Annotated in this window: 25 protein-coding genes; 11 read left to right on the top strand and 14 right to left on the bottom strand. The window is 33.9% G+C overall.

Going from position 1 to position 26,305, the window contains the following annotated elements; genetic code table 11:
- Window positions 1–1,122, bottom strand: coding sequence for an efflux RND transporter periplasmic adaptor subunit (locus ACUUYC_RS07095; protein ID WP_474264932.1), 1,122 nt, complete (start codon window positions 1,120–1,122; stop codon window positions 1–3).
- Between the two features lie 369 nt (window positions 1,123–1,491).
- Here ACUUYC_RS07095 and ACUUYC_RS07090 point away from each other — a divergent pair, with 369 nt between their 5' ends.
- Window positions 1,492–1,692, top strand: coding sequence for a hypothetical protein (locus ACUUYC_RS07090; protein ID WP_474264930.1), 201 nt, complete (start codon window positions 1,492–1,494; stop codon window positions 1,690–1,692).
- Between the two features lie 3 nt (window positions 1,693–1,695).
- Here ACUUYC_RS07090 and ACUUYC_RS07085 read toward each other — a convergent pair whose 3' ends face one another.
- Window positions 1,696–2,286: a riboflavin synthase gene (locus ACUUYC_RS07085; RefSeq protein ID WP_474264928.1), complete on the bottom strand. Its 591-nt coding sequence runs from the start codon at window positions 2,284–2,286 to the stop codon at window positions 1,696–1,698.
- A 57-nt stretch (window positions 2,287–2,343) separates the two neighbouring features.
- Here ACUUYC_RS07085 and pdxA point away from each other — a divergent pair, with 57 nt between their 5' ends.
- From pdxA to accC, 6 genes are all read left to right on the top strand, one after another.
- A complete protein-coding gene (pdxA, locus tag ACUUYC_RS07080) occupies window positions 2,344–3,390 on the top strand; it encodes a 4-hydroxythreonine-4-phosphate dehydrogenase PdxA (protein ID WP_474264926.1) in 1,047 nt (348 codons plus the stop codon).
- A 74-nt stretch (window positions 3,391–3,464) separates the two neighbouring features.
- Window positions 3,465–4,004 carry a YceD family protein gene (locus tag ACUUYC_RS07075; RefSeq protein ID WP_474264923.1) on the top strand — a complete coding sequence of 180 codons (540 nt, stop codon included), beginning with the start codon at window positions 3,465–3,467 and terminating at the stop codon, window positions 4,002–4,004.
- 9 nt (window positions 4,005–4,013) lie between these two features.
- The gene (rpmF, locus tag ACUUYC_RS07070; RefSeq protein ID WP_474264921.1) at window positions 4,014–4,214 is read left to right on the top strand and encodes a 50S ribosomal protein L32; all 201 of its coding nucleotides are present in this window, start codon (window positions 4,014–4,016) and stop codon (window positions 4,212–4,214) included.
- 175 nt (window positions 4,215–4,389) lie between these two features.
- Window positions 4,390–5,394: a beta-ketoacyl-ACP synthase III gene (locus ACUUYC_RS07065; RefSeq protein WP_474264918.1), complete on the top strand. Its 1,005-nt coding sequence runs from the start codon at window positions 4,390–4,392 to the stop codon at window positions 5,392–5,394.
- A 22-nt stretch (window positions 5,395–5,416) separates the two neighbouring features.
- Window positions 5,417–5,911: an acetyl-CoA carboxylase biotin carboxyl carrier protein gene (gene accB / locus ACUUYC_RS07060; protein ID WP_474264916.1), complete on the top strand. Its 495-nt coding sequence runs from the start codon at window positions 5,417–5,419 to the stop codon at window positions 5,909–5,911.
- Between the two features lie 89 nt (window positions 5,912–6,000).
- Window positions 6,001–7,350 (top strand): acetyl-CoA carboxylase biotin carboxylase subunit, encoded by a 1,350-nt coding sequence (gene accC, locus ACUUYC_RS07055; protein ID WP_474264913.1) that lies wholly within the window; start codon window positions 6,001–6,003, stop codon window positions 7,348–7,350.
- A gap of 101 nt (window positions 7,351–7,451) precedes the next feature.
- Here accC and ACUUYC_RS07050 read toward each other — a convergent pair whose 3' ends face one another.
- From ACUUYC_RS07050 to ACUUYC_RS07040, 3 genes are all read right to left on the bottom strand, one after another.
- Complete coding sequence (locus tag ACUUYC_RS07050) at window positions 7,452–8,009, bottom strand: YbhB/YbcL family Raf kinase inhibitor-like protein (protein ID WP_474264910.1); 558 nt, start codon at window positions 8,007–8,009, stop codon at window positions 7,452–7,454.
- Between the two features lie 86 nt (window positions 8,010–8,095).
- Entirely contained in the window at window positions 8,096–8,938 is an 843-nt protein-coding gene (locus ACUUYC_RS07045; protein WP_474264908.1) for a helix-turn-helix transcriptional regulator, read from the bottom strand.
- 36 nt (window positions 8,939–8,974) lie between these two features.
- Window positions 8,975–9,559 (bottom strand): XAC2610-related protein, encoded by a 585-nt coding sequence (locus ACUUYC_RS07040; protein WP_474264906.1) that lies wholly within the window; start codon window positions 9,557–9,559, stop codon window positions 8,975–8,977.
- A 158-nt stretch (window positions 9,560–9,717) separates the two neighbouring features.
- Between ACUUYC_RS07040 and ACUUYC_RS07035 the strand changes: the two genes are divergently transcribed.
- Both ACUUYC_RS07035 and ACUUYC_RS07030 read left to right on the top strand, forming a co-directional pair.
- Window positions 9,718–10,830, top strand: a complete 1,113-nt coding sequence (locus ACUUYC_RS07035; protein WP_474264904.1) for an NAD(P)/FAD-dependent oxidoreductase — start codon at window positions 9,718–9,720, stop codon at window positions 10,828–10,830.
- The gene (locus tag ACUUYC_RS07030; RefSeq protein ID WP_474264902.1) at window positions 10,827–11,276 is read left to right on the top strand and encodes a 3-oxoacyl-ACP synthase; all 450 of its coding nucleotides are present in this window, start codon (window positions 10,827–10,829) and stop codon (window positions 11,274–11,276) included. Before ACUUYC_RS07035 ends, ACUUYC_RS07030 begins: the two co-directional genes overlap by 4 nt.
- Window positions 11,277–11,587: 311 nt before the next feature.
- Here the strand turns inward: ACUUYC_RS07030 and ACUUYC_RS07025 are convergent, their stop codons facing one another.
- Together ACUUYC_RS07025 and ACUUYC_RS07020 are read right to left on the bottom strand one after the other, a co-directional pair.
- Complete coding sequence (locus ACUUYC_RS07025; protein ID WP_474264900.1) at window positions 11,588–14,635, bottom strand: FG-GAP-like repeat-containing protein; 3,048 nt, start codon at window positions 14,633–14,635, stop codon at window positions 11,588–11,590.
- A 56-nt stretch (window positions 14,636–14,691) separates the two neighbouring features.
- Entirely contained in the window at window positions 14,692–15,813 is a 1,122-nt protein-coding gene (locus ACUUYC_RS07020) for a hypothetical protein (protein ID WP_474264898.1), read from the bottom strand.
- Window positions 15,814–16,034: 221 nt separating this feature from the next.
- Here ACUUYC_RS07020 and ACUUYC_RS07015 point away from each other — a divergent pair, with 221 nt between their 5' ends.
- Window positions 16,035–17,660 carry a pentapeptide repeat-containing protein gene (locus ACUUYC_RS07015; protein WP_474264896.1) on the top strand — a complete coding sequence of 542 codons (1,626 nt, stop codon included), beginning with the start codon at window positions 16,035–16,037 and terminating at the stop codon, window positions 17,658–17,660.
- A gap of 11 nt (window positions 17,661–17,671) precedes the next feature.
- Here the strand turns inward: ACUUYC_RS07015 and ACUUYC_RS07010 are convergent, their stop codons facing one another.
- The 7 genes from ACUUYC_RS07010 to ACUUYC_RS06980 form a co-directional block, all read right to left on the bottom strand.
- A complete protein-coding gene (locus ACUUYC_RS07010) occupies window positions 17,672–18,619 on the bottom strand; it encodes an ABC transporter ATP-binding protein (RefSeq protein ID WP_474264894.1) in 948 nt (315 codons plus the stop codon).
- 270 nt (window positions 18,620–18,889) lie between these two features.
- Window positions 18,890–21,049, bottom strand: coding sequence for a prolyl oligopeptidase family serine peptidase (locus ACUUYC_RS07005; RefSeq protein WP_474264892.1), 2,160 nt, complete (start codon window positions 21,047–21,049; stop codon window positions 18,890–18,892).
- A 190-nt stretch (window positions 21,050–21,239) separates the two neighbouring features.
- Window positions 21,240–21,635 carry a DoxX family membrane protein gene (locus ACUUYC_RS07000; protein WP_474264890.1) on the bottom strand — a complete coding sequence of 132 codons (396 nt, stop codon included), beginning with the start codon at window positions 21,633–21,635 and terminating at the stop codon, window positions 21,240–21,242.
- Between the two features lie 174 nt (window positions 21,636–21,809).
- Complete coding sequence (locus ACUUYC_RS06995) at window positions 21,810–22,799, bottom strand: aspartate-semialdehyde dehydrogenase (RefSeq protein ID WP_474264887.1); 990 nt, start codon at window positions 22,797–22,799, stop codon at window positions 21,810–21,812.
- A gap of 165 nt (window positions 22,800–22,964) precedes the next feature.
- Entirely contained in the window at window positions 22,965–23,372 is a 408-nt protein-coding gene (gene mscL / locus ACUUYC_RS06990) for a large conductance mechanosensitive channel protein MscL (protein WP_474264885.1), read from the bottom strand.
- 87 nt (window positions 23,373–23,459) lie between these two features.
- A complete protein-coding gene (alr, locus tag ACUUYC_RS06985; protein ID WP_474264883.1) occupies window positions 23,460–24,569 on the bottom strand; it encodes an alanine racemase in 1,110 nt (369 codons plus the stop codon).
- An 8-nt stretch (window positions 24,570–24,577) separates the two neighbouring features.
- A complete protein-coding gene (locus tag ACUUYC_RS06980) occupies window positions 24,578–25,222 on the bottom strand; it encodes a thymidine kinase (protein WP_474264881.1) in 645 nt (214 codons plus the stop codon).
- Between the two features lie 104 nt (window positions 25,223–25,326).
- Between ACUUYC_RS06980 and ACUUYC_RS06975 the strand changes: the two genes are divergently transcribed.
- Window positions 25,327–26,091 carry a hypothetical protein gene (locus ACUUYC_RS06975; RefSeq protein ID WP_474264879.1) on the top strand — a complete coding sequence of 255 codons (765 nt, stop codon included), beginning with the start codon at window positions 25,327–25,329 and terminating at the stop codon, window positions 26,089–26,091.
- Window positions 26,092–26,305 lie beyond the last annotated feature (214 nt).

Below are 26,305 nucleotides of genomic sequence, written 5' to 3'. Positions count from 1 at the left end.
TTACTTTGCTTTTTTAGATTGGAAAGGTTTTACTAGCATTCCGGCATAGGCACCAGGAACAGGTTTTGAGAGGATAACTGTTCCGTCAGGAATATTCTTTAAGACAACTTTTTTATCTGAAAAATATACAGGTTTAGCATCTATTAAATCTAAAATGCTATCACGAACAATAAATATTTGATCATTATCAAGGACTAAACTTCGATTGATTTCAATTGCATTTGTTTCATCTTTAGCATTTAAATTTGCTTCCAAATACATTCCTTCTCGCAATGTATCATCTTTTACTTCTATAAAAGCTGTAATAGTTTGTGTAGTTTGATCGATATTTCCGTTGATACGCGAAACGACTCCTGAAAATGTCTGTGTTTTTTCAATATTGTTCAATGCTACTTTTTCACCTATTTTCAACAAGCTTGCATACTTTTTACTCAATGCTACTTCCATTTCATATATAGAAGTATCAATAAACTCACCTAATTTTTGTCCATTTCTAACCAATGAGCCTTCTGTAACAAGTCCTTCTGTTAAAATTCCTGAGAAAGGCGCACTAATCGTATACTTTGCCAATCGTTGTTCTAAATTCTTAACATTGTAATAATTAGTAACAATATTTCGACCTGTAATAAAGTATTTTTCTTTTTCTGAAGTCATTTCGGGTAACTTCGGTGTTGTTTTATTTAGATCGAAACTTGTAAGGTAGGTTTGCCATTTTTGATATACTTCTGGGAAATCCAACCGTAAATCGGGCATAATGGCTGCAATAGAATTGTATAAATTACTTTTGGAAGATTGTACTCCAGCGTAATATTCGGCAGCATCAATACGAATTAACGTTTCTCCTTTTCGAAAAGTTTGTCCTGGCTTGAATAATTTTCTACCAGATTTGAAAATTCCTTGAACTTCAGCAAATATTTCTACACGACGTTTTGCAACAAGACTTCCATTTGCAGGAATAATGATAGGAATTGTTTTATTTTGAACCGTATCTGTAAAAACAGTTTTTACTACTTTTTCAGGAACAGGTCTTGTCTTCTTTTTACTATTGGCTATTTCTTTTGCTAGAAAAACTGCGCCTACAATAAGTAATACTCCAATGACCGAAAGTACAATGTTTCGCATTTGATGAGGTTATTTTAGATGGTTAGACTGCAAATTTATCCATTAGTTTACTTTAAAACTCTTAAAAAAACCTTAATAAAATTTAGAACAGATATACAAATAGTGATTTATTGGAACATTTTTTGAATATAATTTTAAGAATATAAAATTTACTATGTAAAAACAGCGTTAATAAACTGTAAGCACTCTAAAAATTGTTTTGTAGTGTTAATTTTAGTTTCTAAATTGAATTTTTATATAAAGAAAAAGACGCAAAAAGGACGAAAATACTTGCTTGATCGATTATTTTTGTCGTTTTATAGATTATTTATGAATGATATGACGTAAAATCTTTTGTTGAGACTTATAATTTTTTACTTTTACACCGTTATGGCACAAATAAATCAAAAGACCTTGTTGTTTTTTGTTATAATAGCATTAGCTTTTTTAACAGAAACACACGCCCAAATCACGCCTCCACCAGCACCAGGACCACCAGCACCTCCGGGATTCCCGATTGATGCAGGTCTAATAGGTGTACTTGCGGCTGGATTATTGTATGGTATACGGAAAAAAGTGAAAAGTAATTAACTTCTATTGCCCCTGAAGTCTTGCTACATACTTACCGATAACATCAAATTCCAAGTTTACTAATGAACCAACGTTGAAAAATTGAAACGTTGTATGTTCATAAGTATATGGTATAATAGCTACTGAGAATGAATTCTTATCTGAGTTTATGACAGTAAGGCTTGTACCATTTACTGTAATGGAACCTTTTTCTATAGTAATATTATTTAATGTAGAATCGTATTCAAAGGTATAATACCAACTTCCTTCACTTTCTCGAATAGAAATACAAGTACCAATTTGATCTACATGACCTTGCACAATATGACCGTCCAATCGATCACCTAGTTTCATAGCGCGTTCCAAATTTACACGATCATTTACATGCCAAGTATTTAAATTTGTTTTCTCTAATGTTTCCTGAATAGCAGTAACAACATATGTGTTTTCTTCAAGATTTCTATCAACAACAGTAAGGCAAACACCATTGTGCGCAACACTTTGATCAATTTTCAATTCAGGCGTTAAACTGCTTTGAACTGTAATATGAAGGTTTTCTTTTTCTTTTTCAAGATGCGTAATCACACCTAATTCTTCAATAATCCCTGTAAACATGTATTTATTTCGTTAAATTTGCATGTAAAATTAAGAAATAAAAGTTTTAAAACTTAAATGAAGAAAGAGGAAAAAATAAAAGTAGGGATTTCGATTGGAGATTTAAATGGTATCGGAACAGAAGTGATTTTGAAGACATTTGAAGATAACAGGATGCTAGAATTGTGTACACCTATTATATTTGGTTCTACTAAAATTTTATCATTTCAGAAGAAACATTTCAATATACAAACAAACCTTCACGGAATTCAAAGCGCAGATAAAGCACAACATGGTAAAGTAAACATTGTAAACATTTCAAAAGAACAGGTAACAATTGAATACGGAAAATCATCGGAAGTTGTTGGGCAATTTGCCATAAAATCATTTGTGGAAGCTACGAAAGCCTTAAAAGAAGGTGTAATTGATGTGTTAGTAACTGCACCTATAAATAAGCACAATGTGCAGTCGGAAGATTTTAAATTTCCAGGACATACAGATTATTTAGGAGAAAACTTAGAAGGCGATAGTTTAATGTTAATGGTAAATGGTTCATTGCGTGTAGGGTTATTAACGGATCATGTTGCTGTAAAAGATGTTTCGGAAGCCATTACACCAGAACTCATTCAGAAAAAAGTAGACATTATATATAATACCTTAAAACAAGACTTCGGAATTAGTAAACCTAAAATTGCAATTTTGGGCATTAATCCGCATGTTGGAGACAATGGTGTTATTGGTGTAGAAGATGATGAAGTATTAAAACCAACCTTAGAAAAAATTAAAAATGAAGGGAAACTAGTTTTTGGACCGTATGCAGCTGATAGTTTCTTTGCATCGAGTAATTATAAAAACTTTGATGCAATCTTAGCAGCGTATCACGATCAAGGATTAATTCCGTTTAAAACGTTGTCATTTGGACAAGGTGTCAATTTTACAGCAGGACTTAATAGAGTGCGTACATCTCCAGATCATGGAACAGCATACGAAATTGCAGGAAAAAACAAAGCTGATCATAACTCATTTAAAGAGGCGGTATTTACTGGAATCCAGATTTTTAGAAGCAGAAACATCTATCAGGAAATTGCAAAAAACCCGCTAAAAAAGCGACCTGCCAAGATATAAACAAAAAAATGTTAACAACTTAACGTTCGTACAAAAAAATTTATATCTTTGCACGCTCGAAACTGATGTTTAAGATGATGGAACTAAAGGACTTTAACATTCCTTTTATAGGATTAAAAGAAGGAAAGCACCAGTTCGAATATCAAATTGATAATTCGTTCTTTACACTTTTTGATTTTGATGAATTCAATGAAACTGCTCTAAAAGCAACGTTAGAATTTCACAAAAAAGCAACCATGCTTGAATTAACATTCAATGCAATAGGAACTGTAACTGTAAATTGTGATGTAACGAATGAGCCTTTTGAGCTGCCTGTTGAAGATAATTTAGACTTAATTGTGCAATTCGGAAACGAATACAATGATGAAAATGAAGAAATTTTGATCGTTCCGCATGGAGAGTATGAAATCAATGTTGCACAATATATATATGAAATGGTTGTGTTAGCAGTGCCTTCAAAAAGAATTCATCCAGGTATTGAAGATGGTACATTACAGTCGGACATACTAGAAAAGTTAGAAGAATTACAACCTGGTACAGAAAAAAAAGAAACTGAAGAGGAAATAGATCCTCGTTGGAATACATTAAAGAAACTATTAACGGATAATAAATAAATATAGAAAATGGCACATCCTAAGAGAAAAATCTCGAAAACAAGAAGAGATAAGAGAAGAACACATTACAAAGCATCAGTTCCTCAAATCGCTACGTGCCCAACTACTGGTGAAGCACACTTATATCACAGAGCTCACTGGCACGAAGGAAAATTATATTACAGAGGAAAAGTATTAATTGATAATACAGTAGAAGAAAACTTAGCATAACATACGTATTGTTATAGTGATAAAAGCTCTCACTTTTGTGGGAGTTTTTTATTTGTTCATTTTTTGTTAAAAATGTAAAAACGATATATTTTGCCAAGATTATCAGAGAATTTTAGTAATTTCGTTTAGTTTTTAATGAATTTTTGTTAAAAAACAAAAAAACCAACGTTAAGGTATGACCAAAATTACAGCAGCAATAACAGCTGTAGGAGCATATGTTCCTGAATTTGTATTAACCAACAAGATACTTGAAACAATGGTTGATACTAATGATGAGTGGATCACCTCTCGAACAGGTATCAAAGAACGCCGAATTCTTAAAGAAGAAGGAGCGGGAACTTCATATTTAGCTATCAAAGCTGCGGAGAACTTAATCGCAAAGAAAAATCTAGACCCAAAAGAAATTGACTTGGTAATTGTTGCCACAGCAACACCTGATATGCCTGTAGCATCTACAGCAGTATATACAGCAAGTAAAATAGGCGCAACAAATGCATTTGCTTTTGACTTGCAAGCTGCCTGTTCTAGTTTCTTATATGGAATGTCTACAGCAGCGAGTTACATTGAATCAGGACGGTACAAAAAAATATTACTAATTGGAGCAGATAAAATGTCTTCAATTATTGATTACACAGATAGAGCAACTTGTATTATCTTTGGAGATGGAGCTGGCGCAGTATTATTTGAGCCAAATGAAGAAGGACTTGGATTGCAAGACGAATATCTAAGAAGTGATGGAATCGGAAGAGAATCACTAAAAATAGACGCTGGCGGATCTATCTTACCAGCATCAAAAGAAACCGTAGAAAACAATCAACATACCGTATTTCAAGACGGAAAAACAGTTTTCAAATTCGCAGTATCGAACATGGCAGATGTAAGTGCAAAAATCATGGAAGATAACAACCTGACGAATGAAGATGTGCAATGGTTAGTACCACACCAAGCCAACAAACGTATCATTGATGCCACAGCAAGGCGTATGGGCGTAGATGAAAGTAAAGTAATGGTAAACATTCAGCGTTATGGAAATACAACCTCTGGAACGCTTCCTTTATGTTTGCATGATTATGAAAAACAACTCAAAAAAGGAGATAACCTTGTATTCGCTGCTTTCGGTGGTGGTTTTACTTGGGGAGCAATCTACCTGAAATGGGCATATAACTCAAACTCAAACTAGAAACGACTAAAAACCTATATCCATGGATTTAAAAGAAATTCAAAACTTAATTAAATTCGTAGCCAAATCTGGAGCAAGTGAAGTAAAACTTGAAATGGACGATGTAAAAATCACCATTAAAACCGGAGAAGCTAAAGGCGAAACAACGACTGTAGTGCAGCAAATTCCTATGGCTGGAATTCCGCAACAAGCAGCACCTATTGTTCCTGTAGCGCAACAAACGCCAGCAGCAACGGAAGCTTCTACACCTCCTGCACCTGCCGACGATAATGATAAATATATTACTATTAAGTCACCAATAATTGGTACTTTCTATAGAAAACCATCTCCTGATAAACCCGTTTTTGTTGAAGTTGGAGATTCTATATCAGAAGGAAGTGTTTTATGTGTGATCGAAGCAATGAAACTTTTCAATGAAATTGAATCAGAAGTTTCAGGAAAAATAGTGAAAGTCTTAGTTGACGACTCTTCACCTGTAGAATTTGATCAACCATTATTCTTGGTAGATCCATCATAAGGAATTTTAAATAACACTTGAAGCAACGAAGAAATTCTGAGCTGTTCAAAAGTGAATGATTTAAATTTCAAAATTTAAAATTTCAAGAGATGTTTAAAAAAATATTAGTTGCAAATAGAGGTGAAATAGCACTTAGAGTTATTAGAACCTGCAAAGAAATGGGTATCAAAACAGTTGCTGTATATTCTACGGCCGACATTGATAGCTTACACGTACGATTTGCTGATGAAGCAGTTTGTATTGGACCAGCACCAAGTAGCGAATCGTATTTAAAAATGGCAAATATTATTGCTGCTGCAGAAATTACAAATGCAGACGCCATTCATCCTGGATACGGATTCTTATCTGAAAATGCCAAATTCTCGAAAATTTGTGAAGAGCACAACATCAAATTCATTGGAGCTTCTGCCGAAATGATTGATAGAATGGGAGACAAAGCTTCTGCAAAAGCTACAATGAAAGCTGCAGGTGTTCCTTGTGTTCCAGGAAGTGAAGGTATTATTGAGGACTTTGCAGAATGTGAAAAACTAGCGGTAGAAACAGGATACCCTGTAATGCTTAAAGCAACTGCTGGTGGTGGTGGAAAAGGAATGCGTGCTGTATGGAAACCAGAAGATTTAAAAGACGCTTGGGATTCTGCTCGACAAGAATCAAAAGCTGCTTTTGGAAATGATGACATGTATATGGAAAAACTAATTGAAGAACCAAGACACATCGAAATTCAGGTGGTTGGAGATTCTTCAGGAAGAGCATGTCACTTGTCAGAACGTGATTGTTCTGTACAACGTCGTCACCAAAAATTAACAGAAGAAGTACCTTCTCCATACATGACAGATGAATTACGTACTCGTATGGGAGAAGCTGCTGTAAAAGCTGCCGAATACATTAAGTACGAAGGAGCTGGAACAGTAGAATTCTTAGTAGATAAGCACAGAAACTTCTACTTCATGGAAATGAATACGCGTATCCAAGTAGAACATCCAATCACAGAACAAGTAATTGATTTCGATTTAATTCGTGAACAAATCTTAGTTGCGAATGGTGTGCCAATCTCTGGAAAAAACTATACGCCAAACTTACACTCTATTGAATGTAGAATTAACGCGGAAGATCCGTTTAATAACTTTAGACCTTCTCCAGGAAGAATAACAACATTACATGCGCCAGGCGGACACGGAGTTCGTTTAGATACGCATGTATACGCTGGATATTCAATTCCACCAAACTACGATTCAATGATTGCAAAGTTGATTACAACTGCACAAACACGTGAAGAAGCAATCAACAAAATGAAACGTGCGTTAGACGAATTCGTAATAGAAGGAATTAAAACAACAATTCCTTTCCACAGACAATTAATGGATCATCCTGATTATGTTGCTGGAAACTATACAACGAAATTTATGGAAGATTTCGAAATGCAAGAAGAAACAGAATAAATACTATTCTATATATAAAAAAAAGCTCCTTAAATTTTAAGGAGCTTTTTTTATGCGTTGATGTCATTCCTGCGTAGGCAGGAATCTATTTTTCAAATAAATCACTTCTTCTCACGTTTGTAATATGCAACAATACTTGCTTTTGCTAAGGTATTATTCCACAAATAATAACCAACAACAGCTGCATTTGTATCTTTTGTCAATCCTAACGAATCTGTTTGTAAAGCGTATACTGTAATAATGTATTGATGCAATCCGTGACCTTCTGGCGGACATGGACCTCCATAACCTGCACTTCCATAATCTGTAACACTTTGAATGCTTCCTTCTGGCGAAAGCTTTAAAGAAATATTTCCAGCATTGGTTACCAATTCACTTATAGTTGATGGAATATCAAACACAATCCAATGCCACCAGCCGCTACCAGTTGGCGCATCAGGATCGTACATGGTAATAGCAAAACTCTTTGTGTCTTTTGGCGCATTTGCCCATGATAGTTGAGGTGATTCATTGTTTCCTGTACAACCAAATCCATTAAATTCTTGTGATTTTGTAGCTTGTCCACCAATATCAGTACTTGATAAGGTAAACGTATTTTGTCCGAATGCTGTTGTTGCAATCAATACAAGCAATAGTAAAATAGCGTTTATTTTTTTCATAATTTATTGTTTTAATTATGATACAAAGCTATTGTAAACCACGATTTTTGCGCAGATTAAGAAGTTCAAAAAGTAGTGATAAAAGTTCAATCTTGTAATTGGAACTGTTTTGGTGTTACGCCAAACTTTGTTTTAAACGCATGTACAAAGTTGGATAAATTTTCATAACCAATGGTTTCAAAAATGTCTGAAGGTCGTTTGGTATGTTGCTGTAGCAGAAAAGCCGCATGTTCCAAGCGTTTATTTTGAAACCACTTACTAGGCGATTCTTGAAAATGTTTTTCAAACTCACGTTTAAATGTAGAAACACTCATATTTGATAAAAACGCCAATTCTTTTAAAGTGAGCTTATTTAAGGTATTACTTTCCACTACATTGATAAAATTTCGTGTTTGATCGTCTTTGGAAGCAATTAAAAATAATAAAAAATCAGCACCTTTTGTTGCAACTAAGTACAAGAGAATTTCTTCTAACTTCACCTGTAATAATTGTTGTTGTACTTGTAACGGAAGCTTTGCAATGTCTTTTAAACTATTTACAAACGATTTTATAAAATCATCATATTCGCAGGCTTTTGCTGCAGTTGTTGCTGCAACATGTTTGTTAGAAATTTGATGTTTCTCAATGAATTGAAATAATACTTCATCTGAAAAGAAAAGCAATATACTTTGATAAAAATTGCTTGCTTCGGACAAGTTTTCCGTCATTAAACAATGACCAGATTTCATAATTAAAAACGCATCATTTGTAATGGAAATAGGCTCGCGACTTGTGGAAATTTTCTTGAATCCTTCTTGTAAAAAGCTAAATGTATTTTTGGTAAGATCAATTTTATTGTTGAATTGTGACGTTGTTGATTCGTAATTAAATAACTGAATCGGATTGTTTGTTTCAGCTGTTAAATAATCGGGCAACGTAAATATATTCATGCGTTTCTATTATTTTAATTAAAAGAACTTAATTCTTTAGTCCTCATTTTTTTTTATCAATGTTAGTTTTCCATTTATGGTTTTCCAAATTTCAATGCTATTTTTATCTGACTTACGATTCGTAATATATCGTTCGATAAGCGTTGGAATTCCATTTTTTATTGCATAAGTATCTTTATAAATATTACCAATATATTCTTCCCAAGATGAAGTAATAAGCTTTTTTTTGGAATCAAATTTTGGTGATATGATCATTTCATAATCTGTATTTTTTTCAAATAATCCCGTTTTGTTATTGTATATCCAGAATAAATAAGGAAATGGATAATCGGCTGGAAATGATTGAAGGATTCGAAAATCGATATAAGTATCAAAATTCATATCTTCAATTTCAATGATGAGCTCTTTTCTAGTATTGGCATAAAAGCTGTTCTCGCTAGGAATTATATTCTGAATAAGGATTCTATTTTCAAAGATCTTAATTTCACTAATTTGACATTGGTTTTTATCGCACTTTTTTAACAAGTGAAATTCGAATTCATCTTTTTCTAACACTATTATTTCTTGAGAATAAAGTTTAGGTACGCATATAAGAATAAGTATTAATAGTATGTTTTTCATCGTACGGGTTTTGAATCTATAACATGAATTCATCTTGTTTTATTGTTAAAATTATAAGAATCTCAGTAAAAATCAAAATCACACAGATACTTTTCAATATATGTAAAACAATTGTATTCGTTTCATTATATTGAAGCGCAAAATTAATAGAACGTTACATGAATCTAAGCTATTGGGAATATAAAACGTGGTTGACAAATGTTGATTTCACTATTGTGGGAAGCGGTATTGTGGGACTCAATTGTGCGTTGCAACTTCGAAAGCAATATCCAACAGCAAAAATCATCATATTAGAAAAAGGAATTTTGCCGCATGGTGCAAGTACAAAAAACGCTGGATTTGCCTGTTTTGGAAGTCTCTCTGAGATTTTAGACGATTTGCATACACATTCTGAAGAAGAAGTGCTAAAGCTTGTAAAAAGGCGTTGTGAAGGTTTGCAGTTGCTTCGCTCAACTTTAGGTGACGCAACAATTGATTATCAACAATTGGGCGGTTATGAATTGTTTACACAAGAAGATACTGCGCTGTACGAATCGTGCTTGACACAAAAGACAAGAATTAACGAATTGTTGAAGCCAATTTTTAAGGATGATGTCTTTAGTGAAGTAGGGAATACGTTCAATTTTCAAAACATTCAAGAACATTATATTTTCAATCAGTTTGAAGGACAACTCGATACTGGAAAAATGATGAAAGCCTTGTTAGAGAAAGTACTTTCAAGCGATATTCAAATTTTGAACTCCATTTTGGTTCAACACTTTCAAGAAGATGGAAATTTGGTTCATGTTGAAACCAATCATGTTAATTTTCACACTAAAAAAATATTAATTGCCACCAACGGATTTGCGCCGCAGTTACTAGACGAAAAAGTAAAACCTGCACGTGCGCAAGTATTGATTACAGAACCAATTCCTAATTTACATATCAAAGGAACGTTTCATTTAGATAAAGGATATTATTATTTTAGAAATATAGACAATAGAATTTTATTTGGTGGTGGACGAAACCTTGATTTTGAAGGTGAAGAAACGACAGAATTTCAGCTAACTGAGTTAATTCAAAACAAGCTTGATGCGTTATTAAAAACCACTATTTTACCAACGACTTCTTATGAAATAGAACATCGTTGGAGTGGAATTATGGGCGTTGGAACTCAGAAAAAAGCCATTGTAAAACAACTTTCTAACAATGTGTTTTGTGGTGTTCGTTTAGGCGGAATGGGCGTTGCGATTGGTAGTTTGGTTGGAAAAGAATTAGCAGAATTGTTATGAATTTAAAGGAAACATTACACAAGCTTTGTTTGGATAATATAAACGAACGCCAAGCGACAATTCAGCATACATTTTCAGGCATTCAAGAAGCAATGTTGTCGGAAACTAAAAGTTCGGCAGGCGATAAGCATGAAACTGGTAGAGCCATGTTACAGTTGGAACGTGAAAAGTTGGGAAATCAATTGGCGGAAGTTCAGAAAGTAAAAGAAATTCTATTTAAAGTTGATGCAACATCAGCAGTTTCACAAGGTTGTTTGGGAAGTATTGTGTATACTTCGCAAGCCAATTATTTTATTTCGGTCAGCGTTGGTGAAATTGAAGCAAACAATGAGAAATTCTACGCAATTGCCACCAATACACCAATCGGAAAGTTGCTACTTGGTAAAAAAACTGGTGATACCATTACTTTTAGAACACAATCATTTGTGATTGAGAAGATTGTTTAGTTCTCGATACTTCAGTTTCATTCTTTTCAAAAATAAAACTTCAACTCGAACTGACGTTTTGAGTTATTATTACTATGATCGTCACATCGAGTGATTTTTCGGAATGAAATGGAGAAAAATTGTATCGAGATGTTGTCACAAATTTACAATTTTTGTTTGCCGTCATTCTGAGCTTGACTCAGAATCACACAAGTATATATTTCTCACTGTTATGAGAAGCTGAATCGAGTTCAGCTTGACGTAGAATATTCAAATAAAAAAACTCCAACACTTTAAAAGCATTGGAGTTTTATATATAAATTGTTTGTTTTTTATCGTTTGATAAACTTCTGAGTATATACTTTCCCGTCAGATTCTAAACGTAAAATATAGTTACCTTGACGTAAGTTTGAAACGTCAATTGAATGTTCTTTTAGTTTTAAATTCATCATACGTTTTCCTTCAATATTGAAGATTGTTGCAATTTTTCCAACCAAATTTACTGGACTGGTAATGTTCATCACTTTTCCAACAGGATTTGGATGAATTACAATACTTTCAATTAATGCTTCATCTTCTACACTTAATGCTTGTCCTTCCGTAATTATATGATGTGTATTAATTGCTGGGTTTTGTACATTGTCAACAGTTCCAGATGGCCAGTAAATAATAATATTTGTAATTGCGTTTTCAGTCCCTATACCAAAATGTGTATTTAATGTACTCATAAAACGGAAACCTTCTCCACTACGTACATCACGAATTTGTATTCCTGAAGCTGTGTGTACTTCAACTCTTGCACCAATTCCGTTAATATTACTTGCAACTCCAGTTGTTGTAATTTTTATCCAGTTGTTGCTGTTTGTTGTATTTGTATGTAATGTAGTTCCTGAAATAGCATCAATAAATCCATCATTGTTCAGATCTCCAAAAGAACCGTTATTTCCAGAAAGTACATTGTCATATACTGTGAAAGTTAAATCACCATTTCCAAATAAAATACTTCCATTAGATGCAATATCTAAGTTTCCATCATTATCAAAATCATATGTAGCATTTTCAATTCCTAAGTTGGTTAATGCTGGTAATATTCCAGAAGCAGCAGTTACATTCGTAAACGTACTGTTTCCATTATTTCGCATTAACTTGTGTGTTCCGTCAGCTGTAGAACTTGCACCAACAAAAACGTCCATATCTCCATCATTATCAAAATCTCCCCAAGCAGAAGACCAAGTTTGTAACGGATCTGCTAAACCAGCTGTAGAAGCTACTTCTGTAAAGCTTCCTGTTCCATCATTTTCATGTAATTCATTAATATTGATTGTACTTGAACCTCCACGACATTTAGCAATGAACATGTCCATATCTCTATCGTTATCATAATCAATCCAGATAGAACCATAGTTTCCTCCACCTGCAATATCTCCAAGGCCACCTTGGTTAAATGTTAGGTTTCCACTTCCATCATTCATATAATATACATTTGGATCAACATCATGACAAACAAAAGCATCTAAGTGTCCATCTTGATTTAAATCAACAAAGTTTGAACGTTGTGAGAATACATATTCACCACCAGAAATTTCTGTAAATCCTGTTCCAGTAGCATTTGCTCTCATAAAGGTAACTCCATTTCCTCCACCGTATAATAAATCGGTAAATCCGTTTCTATCAAAATCTGCTGCTGCTAAACTCCATGAAGGAGAATTATCAGCACTTGTTGTTGTAATATTTGTTCCTGTAGCGCTTAATCCGCCAGTTGTTTGTTGGTAAAAGATATTAACATTTGTTGTTCCAATTGAAACAACATCGTCTAAAAAGTCACCATTCATATCTACAGCAGCTCTTTGAGTTCCGCCAGTAGCAACAGTTGATGTTGTAAAGTCAGCTGGTGGTGGTGGAGCTAGTGTTGCGAATGTTAATGGTCCACCCCAAACACTGAAGTCTACTCCACACACAGCGCGTACATATACTTCATAACTTGCGCCTGCGTTTAGTGTAGTTAAATCTATACTTGCAGTACTCGTAGCTGTACCAGTACCAGTTGGAATTCCTGTTCCTGCAGTTTGTACTACGTATTCCCAATTCGTTTCTCCATTATTTGGTGTCCAAGAAACTGTTGCTGAGGTTTGTGTAATTGCAGAAGCTACGATACTTGAAGGTGCAATACAGAATGATCCGCATGTTTCTACACGTACAAAATCGATTGACATATCTCCTTCAAAACCTGTTCCTGTTCCTGTATGACTGAATTCTATGTAAATTACCTGTCCTAAGTATGCATCCAAATTAACTCCAACAGGAACCCAAGCTTCTGAATCACTTGTTTGTAGTTCTCCTGTTTGTGTAAGCACCGTTGTAAAAGGTCCTGAAGCTGAAGTCCCTACTTTTACATCTAACGATCCCATATCCTCTCCATAGGCATGTAGGTAGAAAGATAATTCTGCACCATCTGTTGCTGTAGTTAAATCTATTGCTGGGCTCACTGCGGAAGCAGTTGCAGTTGAATTTCCAGATGCTTCATATTCTAAGTGTGTTCCTCCGCTATAAGTAGCTAAAGGACCTGTACCTAGTGAGTTCGCATTACCTCCAGTAATATCCCAATTTCCATTAGATCCACTAAAACTTGTTCCTGTCCAACCTGAACCAGATACAAATTCTTCTGTAAAGATATAAGTTGAAGATCCTGAACCACAAGTTACACCGACTGGTGCTGGTGGTGGACAGTTACTTTGTGTTAATATACCGCTATTTACAGAACAGTTTGCATCTTGATCATTTAGAATATTGATAACAATATCTGTAGCATTGGCAAATGGTCCAAATTGAACCGTTCCTGCAGCAGCTAAAGGTTGTGCTGCACTTCCTTGATTGTCTGAAATTGTTAGTGAAGTTGCCGAGCCAAGATCAGAAACGTTAACATCTACAAAGAAACCACCACTTGTTGCACAATCATCTACAATAGCATATGTTGTTGTCGGATTGATGCATGTTGCACAGTTTACGTTAAAGTCCCACGGTATATAACCATTACCACTACAATTAATTGCACTGTCAGCATTTATAGAGATCGTAATTGTATCTCCATTAGAGATAAAAGTAAGACCTGTTAAGTCTCCGTTATTTCCGTAGCCATTGTACAATTGGGTTCCGTCTGTATCGAGAACAATTAATTCATCCCAAGTATTTTCTACTTGACCAGCATTGAAGGCTACTTGTAAATTTGAACCATCAGAACTTACAAAGACGAAACTTGTTGTGTCATTATTAGTATAGCAATAGGTTGTGTTTACAGGTCCTGCGGAACAGTCGACTGTTGTTTGTGCAACTGCAAAAAAGCAGGAAGCAATCAAACAGATTAGTAAAGTAATTTTTTTCATAGGCTGTTTTTTTATACTATAAATTAATTTATAGTATTAGTTTAGTTAATGGTTGTTTATTCACATTCGGTTGTCAATCCATCAATCCACTGTCCAATCATTTCAACAGCTTCTTCGTGGATAATACTTCTACCGAGTAAAGGCATTCTAAATTCTTCTGCTTCTGTATTTAATCTATAATACATTACAGAGCGTTCTTTTAAGGAAGGCGATACAATTTTAACCATTCCTGGAATTTCAGTATCTGGATCTACACAAATACCTAAGTTTGCATCGATAGCAGATTCGTCAAAAGCAAAACGCACAGGTCTGTAATCACAATGCGATAATTCTTGATGACAATGTGCACAGTTAATATCAATATATGAACGTACACGTAAGTCTATTGGTTGTGTTTCATCACTCCAGTCTACAACAGTATTAATTGTTGCAGGTAAGTTGTCTTCTAAATACCCTTCATTAATAAGTTTTTGCAATTGATTTTCAGAACCATCTGCATATGTATATAAACTATTTAAGTTTTGTGGCTTTACACCAATAGGAACTGAATTCGTTTGACTTTTATGACAAGTAAAACATTCTACTTCTGAAGGAATTCTATAGTTGGTGCTTTTTGCCACACTACCTTCCATGAAATCTACATTAGTAAATGAACCGTCTAAGCTAAATGTAGCTTCAGTTTGATCGTCATTCCAAACGTAATCAGCAAAATACCAATCGTCTGCTTTTTTTAACATCAAACGTGTTTCTATAATACGTGCATTATTTTCTGGTTGCACGTTTTCATAATAAAATGTTTTTATAAGAAATGTTCCTACTGGAAAATCTATTATATCACTATCAGAAGCATACGTTGCTTGTACATCACTTGGCATCCAAACAAAACGTTTCTTTTTTGCGTAATCTGTAAATAGTGTCGAAATTGGCTTATATGGAATGACACCAAGAACTGGTGTTTGATTTTTCATTTCTCCATCAAAGAAGTTGTATTCTGATAATGTATTAAATGGGAAGTTGTCCATATCTAATACTACTGGCGATGTTGGAATTGGGACATAGTCGTCGTCAATCACTACAGGATCCACAGGATCTGGAGTATCATTATCATCATCAGCGCAAGAAAAAAGCATAGCAGAAACCAATGCTATACTAGCAATTTTTAGTAGTTTTTTAATCATGTTTAGTTTAGTTAATGCACTAATATAACAAAATTATTGATGTAGTATTTGATAATTAGCGAGTTACTCTTATAATAAGACAACTCAATTTGCTTTTATCCTACCTTTTGGGTTGAAATATTTTTAAGACATGATTTGTTTTGTAGTAATTTTATTAGGTATCAATAAATTTTGAACTACATTTTTCATTTTCTATCTTTAAGAGATTGAAAATTAATTTCATGGAAGAAAACAAAGCAAGTTACGAACAACTTGAACAAGAAAATCAGCAACTCAAAGAACAGTTAGAGAACATCGAAAGTTCTAAAAAGTCCCAAAAGAAAGCTGCAAAATGGACGCTACGTAAAGGATTTGGCGTTTTCTTAGGAAAAGGTTTAAAAGATGCAATTAAACAAACCTTAACGGAATTTAATACAGAAAAGAAAGTCTCTACTGATACAGCTTCCAACTTAGGTGCACATATTATTTGGCGGATTACACGTATTGGAATTTTTGCAGTAATTATAGCGATACTTCCAACTTTATTTTTAATCATTCAGACGGTTTATTTAGGAAACCAAAACCAGAAGATTGATAAGCAAAATGAGCTCATTACTAACCAAAATATACGCTTAGAACAACAAACGTATTTGCAGGAAGCTGGACGAAGAAGTTCGTTGGTTTTTTTATCGAGTAATGTATTGGATCAGATGTATGAAGAATTAAAAGATACATTAAATAAAGATAGAAATTTATCAGATCAATTAATTGGACGTATTGTTTCACTTTCTAGAAGTTTAAAACCTTATAAATATTTAGAAAAAGATTCTCTTTCTTTTACCATGAGCCCAGAAAGAGGTCAGTTGCTGATAAATTTAGTGCAATCTAACTTAGGAAGAACTACGTATGAAAAAATATTTGAGTCAGCCGATTTTTCTTTTTCTGAACTTAAAAATATCACTTTTGAAGATATTCCTTTTGGGCATATCAACTTATCAAACTCTATTTTTGATAAGGTGAAATTCTCTAATTGTGATTTTGGTGCGCCTGATTTTTCACAAAGTTTAATAGAAAGTTTACGTTTTGATGATTGTTTTACATACGATATGGATTTTTCAGAATCTTTTATTTATAATGTATCGTTTGATAATTTTACAGCACGTTTTTTAAAGTTAGATCTAGCTTTTGTATACAATTTTCAACTATCACAATCATTCGTATATTATTTGTCATTCTACGAGTCATATGTAACCTATTTTGATGCGGATTCCGTATATGTTGATAATTTTCAGCTTGTGCTTAATAATGGAAAATTAAAATCATATTTTGAATATTTACACCCTGAAAAGTATATTTCGTGGGAATCATTAAAATCGTATCATACTATAGATGGAGATGTTGAATTTACAACAGGAACATTTTTTGAACCATTTTTCTATGATAGTTATTTTTCGGATTATACGATGAAAAAAATAGATTCGTTCTTTACTACTAATTTTAAGACAGTGCGGATTGATTTGCAAGAAGATGTAACAATCTATGATGCTTTATTTACAGATGAACTTATCAAGCGTACAAAAGATAGTTTACAAATTACCTATACAAATACAAATGAGGAAATTACTAGAGAAAATATTTTGGAAATCAATAAGATAGATTATGAAGAAGGATTAGAAGATTATGATGATATAGATAAAGAAACGGATCCAGAGTTTTTAAAAATGAAACGAAAATATGAATTTACAGAGTTATACCTAACAAAGGGTGATTCATATAAAAAAAGAGTATATTTTGAAAATTACAGTAAAAATTCAGGGACTCGAAAAAAATACAACACCTTCAAATACAGTAAATACTACAATCTATAACGATCAAAAAATTACCACAATTCCAATCTAATTAATGCACCATTTTCTAATGTTTTAAAACTCTCAAAAAACACCTCAGTTTCTCCATATTTTGCTACGATCAGGTACTTATTTCCTTTAAAATAACTTTGTTGTACTACAACTTTAAACGCTGAGTTTTCAGAAACTTTTAATTGATGCGGATACACCAATATAGTTTTTTGTGAAGTTTCAACTTCAGGAAATAAACTCGCAGGCAACTCATTGACTTCACCAAAAAGTGATGCTACATATTTGTTTGGTGGATTTTTATAGATTTCTTCAGAATTGCTTTGCGCGATCATTTTTCCTTGTTGTAATACAATCGTCGTATCTGCAAACGAAAGTGCGTCTGTTTTGTCGTGTGTAGCCACAATACAAGTGATGTTTTCCTTTTTGAGATGTGCAAAGAGGTTTCTACGAAGCTTGTTTTTTCGGAAGTTGTCAATTTGACTAAACGGTTCATCCAACAATAACACTTCAGGTTCGCGTGCAATTGCCTTTGCTAATGCTACACGTTGCTGTTGTCCGCCACTCAATAATTTTGCTTTTACATTCGCGAACGCAGACATTTCAACCATTGCTAATAATTCCGAAATGCGTTGTTGCTTTTCTTCAGGATAGAAATTAGACAAATAGCTTCCAATGTTTTCGGCAACGGTAATATAAGGCATTAAGCCAAAATCTTGCGCTACGTATTTCATACTATCATGACCAGGCACTAAATTGTATGCTGGTCCTAAAACTTGTTCGTCTTTCCAGAAGATTTCACCTGCATTCAAATCATGCAAACCATAGATAAGTTTGAGTAAGGTACTTTTTCCACAACCACTTTCGCCAATGATTGATACATGTGTTCCTTGCGGAATCTTAAAAGAAATATCTTCTAAAATAGGAGTGTTTTTAAGATAAGAAAAGGAAACATTTTGAACGGTAAGCATATTGATTGTTTAGAAACGAGTTCAATGCAAAAATACGGAGTAAAAAGGTAATCTCGATACAATTTTTCTTCATTTCATTTCGAAAAACTACTCGATTTGACGTTTAGATTCCTGCCTGCGCAGGAATGGCAAAACCAAGTTTCACTAAAAAACCGTCAAATTGGAAATCAATTTGACGGTTTGTATATATTTCTCGATACTAAATTCTTTCAGAATTTCACTCGAAATGACGTGTTGCCATTTTGAAAATTCTGCTAGACGTATTCGAAATTAGTCCTTAAACTTTTCTAAAATTGCTTTGTTTGGCAATTCTTTGAAGCCCATATTGTATAACGTAAAGCCATAAATATCAGATATTTGCTCAATCGTTTTTGAAATTGGCGTTCCTGCTCCGTGTCCTGCATCTGTTTCGATACGAATTAATGTAGGATTGCTTCCTGATTGTTTTGCTTGTAACTCAGCAGCAAATTTGAAACTGTGTGCTGGTACAACTCTATCATCATGATCTCCAGTAGTAACCATTGTAGCAGGATATTCGACACCTTCTTTTACATTGTGTACCGGTGAATATCCTTTTAAATAATCAAACATTTCTTTGCTGTCTTCCGCAGTTCCGTAATCATATGCCCAACCTGCGCCAGCTGTAAATGTGTGGTAACGTAACATGTCTAAAACTCCAACGGCTGGCAATGCAACTTTCATCAAGTCTGGACGTTGTGTCATGGTTGCACCAACTAACAATCCACCATTTGATCCACCACGAATGGCTAAGAAATCACTTGATGTATATTTTTCTTCGATTAGATATTCCGCCGCAGCGATAAAATCATCAAATACATTTTGCTTTTGCATTTTTGTCCCAGCATTGTGCCATTTTTTACCGTATTCTCCACCACCACGAAGGTTTGGTACTGCGTAAATTCCGCCTTGTTCCATCCAAACAACATTGGCAACACTAAAAGAAGGTCGTAATGAAATGTTGAATCCTCCATAACCATATAAGATTGTTGGATTTTTTCCGTTCATTTTGATTCCTTTTTTGTGTGTAATTATCATCGGAACTTTTGTTCCATCCTTTGAAGTATAAAATACCTGATTGCTTTCGTATTCGTCCGGATTGAAGTCAATTCCTGGTTTTCTGTACACTTTAGATGTTCCGTCTTTTGGATTGTATGTGTATGTTGTACCTGGTGTTTTATAGTTTGAGAATGAATAGTATAGTATTTCATCTTCTTTGTCTCCACCAAATCCGCCAGCAGTTCCAACACCTGGTAGTTTTACTTCGCGAACCAAATTCCCGTCATAATCATATTGTAATACTTTAGAAACAGCATCTACCATATATGTTGTGAAGAAATAACCAGAACCTGTTCCTGGGCTTAATACGTTTTCTGTTTCTGGAATGAAATCTACCCAGTTTTCTGGGGCAGGATTTGACGCATCAACCGTTACAATTTTTTGGTTTGGTGCGTTCATATTTGTCATGATATACAATTTAGAACCAACATTTTCTATGACATATGAATCTGTATTTGTATGATCTAAAATAGTTATAATACCACTATTTGGTTTTGATAAATCTTTCATTAACATTTTAGTTCCAGAAGTAGAAACTCTTGGATAAATAAATAAGTAATTACCATCTTCAGTTACGCCACCACTTACATAACGATGTTTTTCAGCTTCCGTTCCACCGTAAACTATAGCATCATCTTTTTGCGGTGTTCCTAGTTTATGATAGTATAATTTGTGTTGATCTGTCTTTGCAGAAAGCTCACTTCCTTTTGGTTTGTCATAACTAGAGTAGTAGAATCCGTCATTTCCTTTCCAAGAAATTCCAGAGAATTTAATGTCTACTAATGTATCTCCAACTACTTGTTTTGAAGCAACATCCATAATGATTACTTTTCGCCAATCGCTTCCTCCTTCAGAGATAGGATAGGCAACTGTTTTTTTATCTTTAGAAAAACTTAATCCACCTCCCAAAGAAACAGTTCCGTCTTCTGAGAATTTGTTTGGGTCTAAAAACACTTCTGGTTCGCCTTCACCTTTTTGTCTGTAAATAACATATTGATTTTGCAATCCATCATTTTTATAGAAATACGTGAATTCACCTTCTTTAAAAGGAGCACCAATTTTTTCATAATTTACCAATTGTGTGTAGCGTTTTTTGATTGCATCACGAAATGGAATTTGATCTAAATAACTATAGGTTGTTTTATTTTGACCTTTTACCCAGTTTTCTGTTTCTTTAGAACGATCATCTTCGAGCCAGCGATATGGATCTTTTACGTCTGTATCAAAATATGTATCTACAACTTCTTTTTGTTGTGTGTCAGGATAAGTCACTATAATTTCTGTTTTTTCAGGTTCTTGTTCGCAAGAGAAGAAAAGTACTGCGAGACAACTAATTTTTAACAATTGTTTCATCTGGTAATGTTTTTTAGTTTTTTTATTTGTCAGATGGAATTCGCAATATAATAATCATAATAGGTATTAAAACTATTAATTCTGCTCATTTCATATGGATACTATTAGGATGGTTATACTTCAAATTTAGTCTAAAAAAAACCACTTCTGAAAAATGAAAGTGGTTTTAACAAAATGCTAAGATTTTTTATCAATAAAATAGTGGTTTAAATTGTGGCCAATGTTTGTAAATTAATATTCCGTTTAGTAAGGCTACAATAACAGCACCAATCATTCCACCTGATAAATCGAGGAAAAAGTGAAATAGTAAAATGTTTACCGAAATTGGAGCTAATAAGATAAGTGCAAAAGGAACCCACTTTTTTAATAGTAGCAATATTCCAACATAGACTTCTAAAGCACCAACTAAAGGTAAGATGTATCCTGTAGCACCTAATGAGGTCATAAAGTCGCTTGCATTTTCTGGTAAATTGGGCATTGGCATAAAACCAACTTCGTTGAAAATCATGACGAGCTTATTTGCACCAAATACGATGAGAATTAATCCTAATACAAAACGGATAATTTTAGTAAAATTCGAATTCATACACGAGGTTTTTAAGTTAGTTAACTTCAATAAGGTATGAAAAAGATTGAAGGTTTGCTAACTATTTCGATGACATGAATGATAACGACTTTGTAATAAGAAGTTGATTTGTAGTAATTTGGGAATAAAAAAAGACACTACGACTAGCGTAGCGTCCTTTGATATGAATTTTTGTTAGACTAAGTTATTGTCTACTAAATGTTGTGCAATTTGAACCGCATTTGTAGCTGCTCCTTTGCGTAAGTTATCTGCAACAATCCACATATTTAATGTGTTTGGTTGTGAACCATCGCGACGAATTCTACCAACAAATACTTCATCTTTTCCTTCAGCATAGATTGGCATTGGATATACATTTACATCCGGATTATCTTGTACTATAATCCCTGGTGATTCATGCAATAGTTTGCGAACTTCAGTTACATCAAAATCATTCTCGAATTCAATATTTACACTTTCTGAATGTCCACCAACTACAGGAATACGAATAGCAGTTGCTGTAATTGCAATAGTTTTATCGTTTAAAATTTTCTGTGTTTCACGTACTAATTTCATCTCTTCTTTCGTATATCCGTTTTCTTCAAAGACATCACAATGTGGTAATGCATTTTTATGAATTGGATATGGATATGCCATTTCGGCTTTTTCGCCAGCATATTCGCTTTCTAACTGTCGAACCGCTTTTACACCAGTTCCTGAGATTGATTGATAGGTTGAAACTACAATACGTTTTATTTTATATTTTGTGTGTAATGGTGCTAATGCAACAACCATTTGAATTGTAGAACAGTTCGGATTTGCAATAATTTTATCCGTTACTGCCAATTCATTTGCGTTAATTTCTGGAACGACTAATTTTTTTGTGTGATCCATTCGCCATGCAGAAGAATTATCTATGACTGTTGTACCAACTGCTTCAAACTTTGGAGCCCATTCTAAAGAAGTGTTTCCACCGGCAGAAAATAAAGCAATAGCTGGTTTTGCGTCAATAGCATCTTGCATACTTACAATAGGATATGTGTTTCCTTGATATGTAATTTCTTTTCCGATAGATCTTTCAGATGCTACTGGAATTAATGTTGAAATGGGAAACTTTTGTTCTGCTAATACTTTAAGCATTACAGTTCCTACCATTCCTGTTGCGCCAACGACTGCTACTTTCATGTGTTTGTTTTTATCTTTTTTTAAAATACTATTAAGCAAAATTAGGAATAATTATAGTGCGGTTTGTATAAAAATTGGGAATTATCAAAAGTTTCACAAAAAGTTATATATAAAACAAAAGCCACTCCGTAAAGAGTGGCTTTTTATATTGATATTTAAAAAAAATTATTTTTTCAATAAGTCTCTGATTTCTGCTAATAATTCTTCTTGTGTTGGTCCTGCTGGAGCTTCTGGAGCTGGCTCTTCCTTCTTTTTTGTTTTGTTGTAAGCTTTTACAATCATAAACATTACTAAACCTACAATTAATAAGTTCACAATAGTGTTTACCCAGCTTCCCCACATAATAGCATTTTCAGGCGTTGTTACCTTTCCTGCTGCATCTACAACTGCTTCCGTTAAAACGATTCTTCTTTGAGAAAAGTCTGTGTCGCCTGTAAAGTACCCTACAACTGGCATTACAATATTGCTTACAAATCCTTTTACAACACCGCCAATAGCACCTGCCATGATTACTGCAACAGCAAACTCGATGACATTACCACCAGTGATAAATTCTTTAAATTCTTTCAACATAATATTTGATTGTTAGTTATTAATTGAATCTAAATTTAGTGAAAAATAAGAGAACTTTAACATTTGTTTAGATGAAGGACTTCGTTTTTATCGAAGAAACACACGTTTTACTCGTTGAGAAACTGCTGTAAGTAATTCGTAAGATATTGTATTTATTTTTGCAGCAAGTTCTTCAGCGGTTTGTCCTTCTCCAAAAATGATGACTTCATCACCTTCATTACAACGAATGTTTGTGATATCAATCATAATCATATCCATACATACATTTCCTATGATAGGAGCTAGTTTTCCATTAATTACAACACTTCCAACACCATTACCAAATTGTCTGCTAATTCCGTCTGCATGTCCTAAAGGAATAGTTGCTGTGGTTGTGTAATCGTCAGCAACAAAAGCGCGATTATATCCAACACTTTCACCTTTTTCAATACGATGAATTTGTGAAATAATTGATTTTAAGGAAGCAACTGGTTGTAATTGTTTGTCAAATTTTGGATCGTTTCCAAAACCATATAAACCAATTCCAGTCCGAACCATGTCAAAATGTGCTTCAGGATAATTAAAAATTCCAGAAGTATTTACCATATGTAACATCGGTTTGTACTTCATTTCTTTTTCAAAAGTCACACAGATTTCTTTGAAAGTCTGTATTTGAGTTTTTGTAAAATCGTTCTCATTATGATCTTCTGAAGCTGCCATATGAGAAAGTAATGAAATTACCTTTAGTTGTTTTAGTGTTTTTAGCTTTTTTATAATATGATCTGTATCAGATTCAAAAAAGCCAAGTCTGTTGAGACCTGTGTTGAATTTTATATGAACGGGATATTCTTTTTTTCCTTGTTTTGCAGCTTCTTTCGCGAAAGCGGTAAAAATACGGTCATTATATAAACTCGGTTCTAAATTATATGAAATGGCATGTTTTAGATTAACAATTTGCGGATGTAATACTAAAATTGGTGTGGTAATTCCGGCAGCTCTTAAATATGCGCCTTCTCGGATATATGCAACAGCAAAATAATCTACTTGAAGCTCATCTTGAAGATACTTGGCTACTTCTACAGCATCGCTTCCGTATCCGAATGCTTTGACGACGGCTAAAATTTTTGTTCCTTCTTTTGTGTTGGATTTTATAAACTTGTAGTTGTGGGCTAATGCCTTAAAATTGATCTCTAAGACAGATTCTTGAATTTGTAACATTATGGTAGTTAATTGTCTGATTGTTCATTGGAAATGATTTCATGAGCATCATCAACTTCAATCTCTTTCACAGATTCTTTTAGCATTGCTTTGTAGTAAGCAGCGCGACTCAGTGGTTCGTATTCGTCAGTTTCTCCAAGTAATACAAGGTCATCACTTTTGGATTTTCTATAACTGTATTGTGCTAAGTTTCCCGTACGCGTACATACAGCATGTACTTTGGTGACATATTCGGCAGTTGCCATTAATGCTGGCATAGGTCCAAAAGGATTTCCTTTAAAGTCCATATCAAGTCCGGCAACAATAACACGAATTCCTTTATTAGCAAGATCATTGCACACGGCTATAATTCCGTCATCAAAAAACTGCGCTTCATCAATTCCGACAACATCACAATTATCAGCAAGTAAGCGAATATTTGCGGCTGCAGGAACTGGTGTAGAACGGATTTCATTCGCATCGTGCGATACTACTTTTTCATCATCATATCGAATGTCAACAGCAGGTTTAAAAATTTCTACTTTTTGCTTTGCAAACTGGGCTCTTTTGAGTCTGCGGATCAGTTCTTCGGTTTTTCCAGAGAACATTGAACCACAAATAACTTCAATCCAACCAAATTGTTCTTTATGATTTACTGTATTTTCGAGAAACATTTTGTAATTTTCAAGTCGAAAACGAATTTATACTCGTTTTTGTAAAGGTGGAACAAATTTACTAAAAAACCAAAGGTTATACAACGACATTTAGTTTAAAAGTTATGAAGAAAAAATTAGAAGGAGATTTAATAAGTATTGCGCATCGAATCCTAAAGTTAAAGGGAAAAGAAGATGTAGTTGCATTACATAAAGAAGCGAAGGAAGTTTTTGAAAAATTGTCAGTAATGCTGTTTTTTGAAGAACAATTTAAACATACAGTACCTGACTATGCCGATTCTTCTTTTTTCCAAACATTGGAAAATGTATACAATCATGAGAAGGTAGAGAAGAATGCTGAAGAAGATGATATTATTCGTCATCATTTGGTAGCTGAAGATCCAGAGCAAGATGATTTGATAGAACCATTAATGGAAACTATCAAAAATATGGTTGCCGAAATGCCAGAAGAAAAAGAACAAGAAACGCTGGAAGACATTCTAGCTGATGTATTGCCACAACCAACATTTGTAAAAAGTGAAGAAGTTGCAAAAGAGGTAGCTCAGGAAGTGGTAGCAAAAGCCGTTGCTCCAAAAGTTGAGGTCGTTGTAGAAGCTCCAAAAACGGACGACAAGCCAAAGTCGTTAAATGATCGTTTGAATACAGGAATTTCTATAGGATTGAATGATCGTATTGCATTTACGAAACATTTATTTGGTGATAATCAAGAAGATTACAACAGAGTCATTTCGCAATTGAATACAACAGCATCTGAATCGGAAGCCAAAGACTTTATTTACAATATGATTAAACCTGATTATAATAATTGGGAAGGAAAAGAGGAATACGAAACTCGCCTTATGGAAATTATTGAGCGTAAGTTCGCGTAGCAGAAAGCTATGCGAATGCTGAACTTGATTCAGCATCTTATTCATATAAACGGAGTGATTTTCTACTATTGTAAATTCTTGATTCAGAAACTTTAGTATTAAACAATAGCATTGTTAACAACGTTCATTTTTGTCTTGACACAAAAACGAACCAAAAAAGTCAAGACAATCTATAGGAAATTGCTGTGCAACATTCGTTCATGCGCTTCATGCT

It is taken from the genome of Kordia sp. E (assembly GCF_056033805.1).
This window is presented reverse-complemented; position numbering and strand designations above follow the sequence as displayed.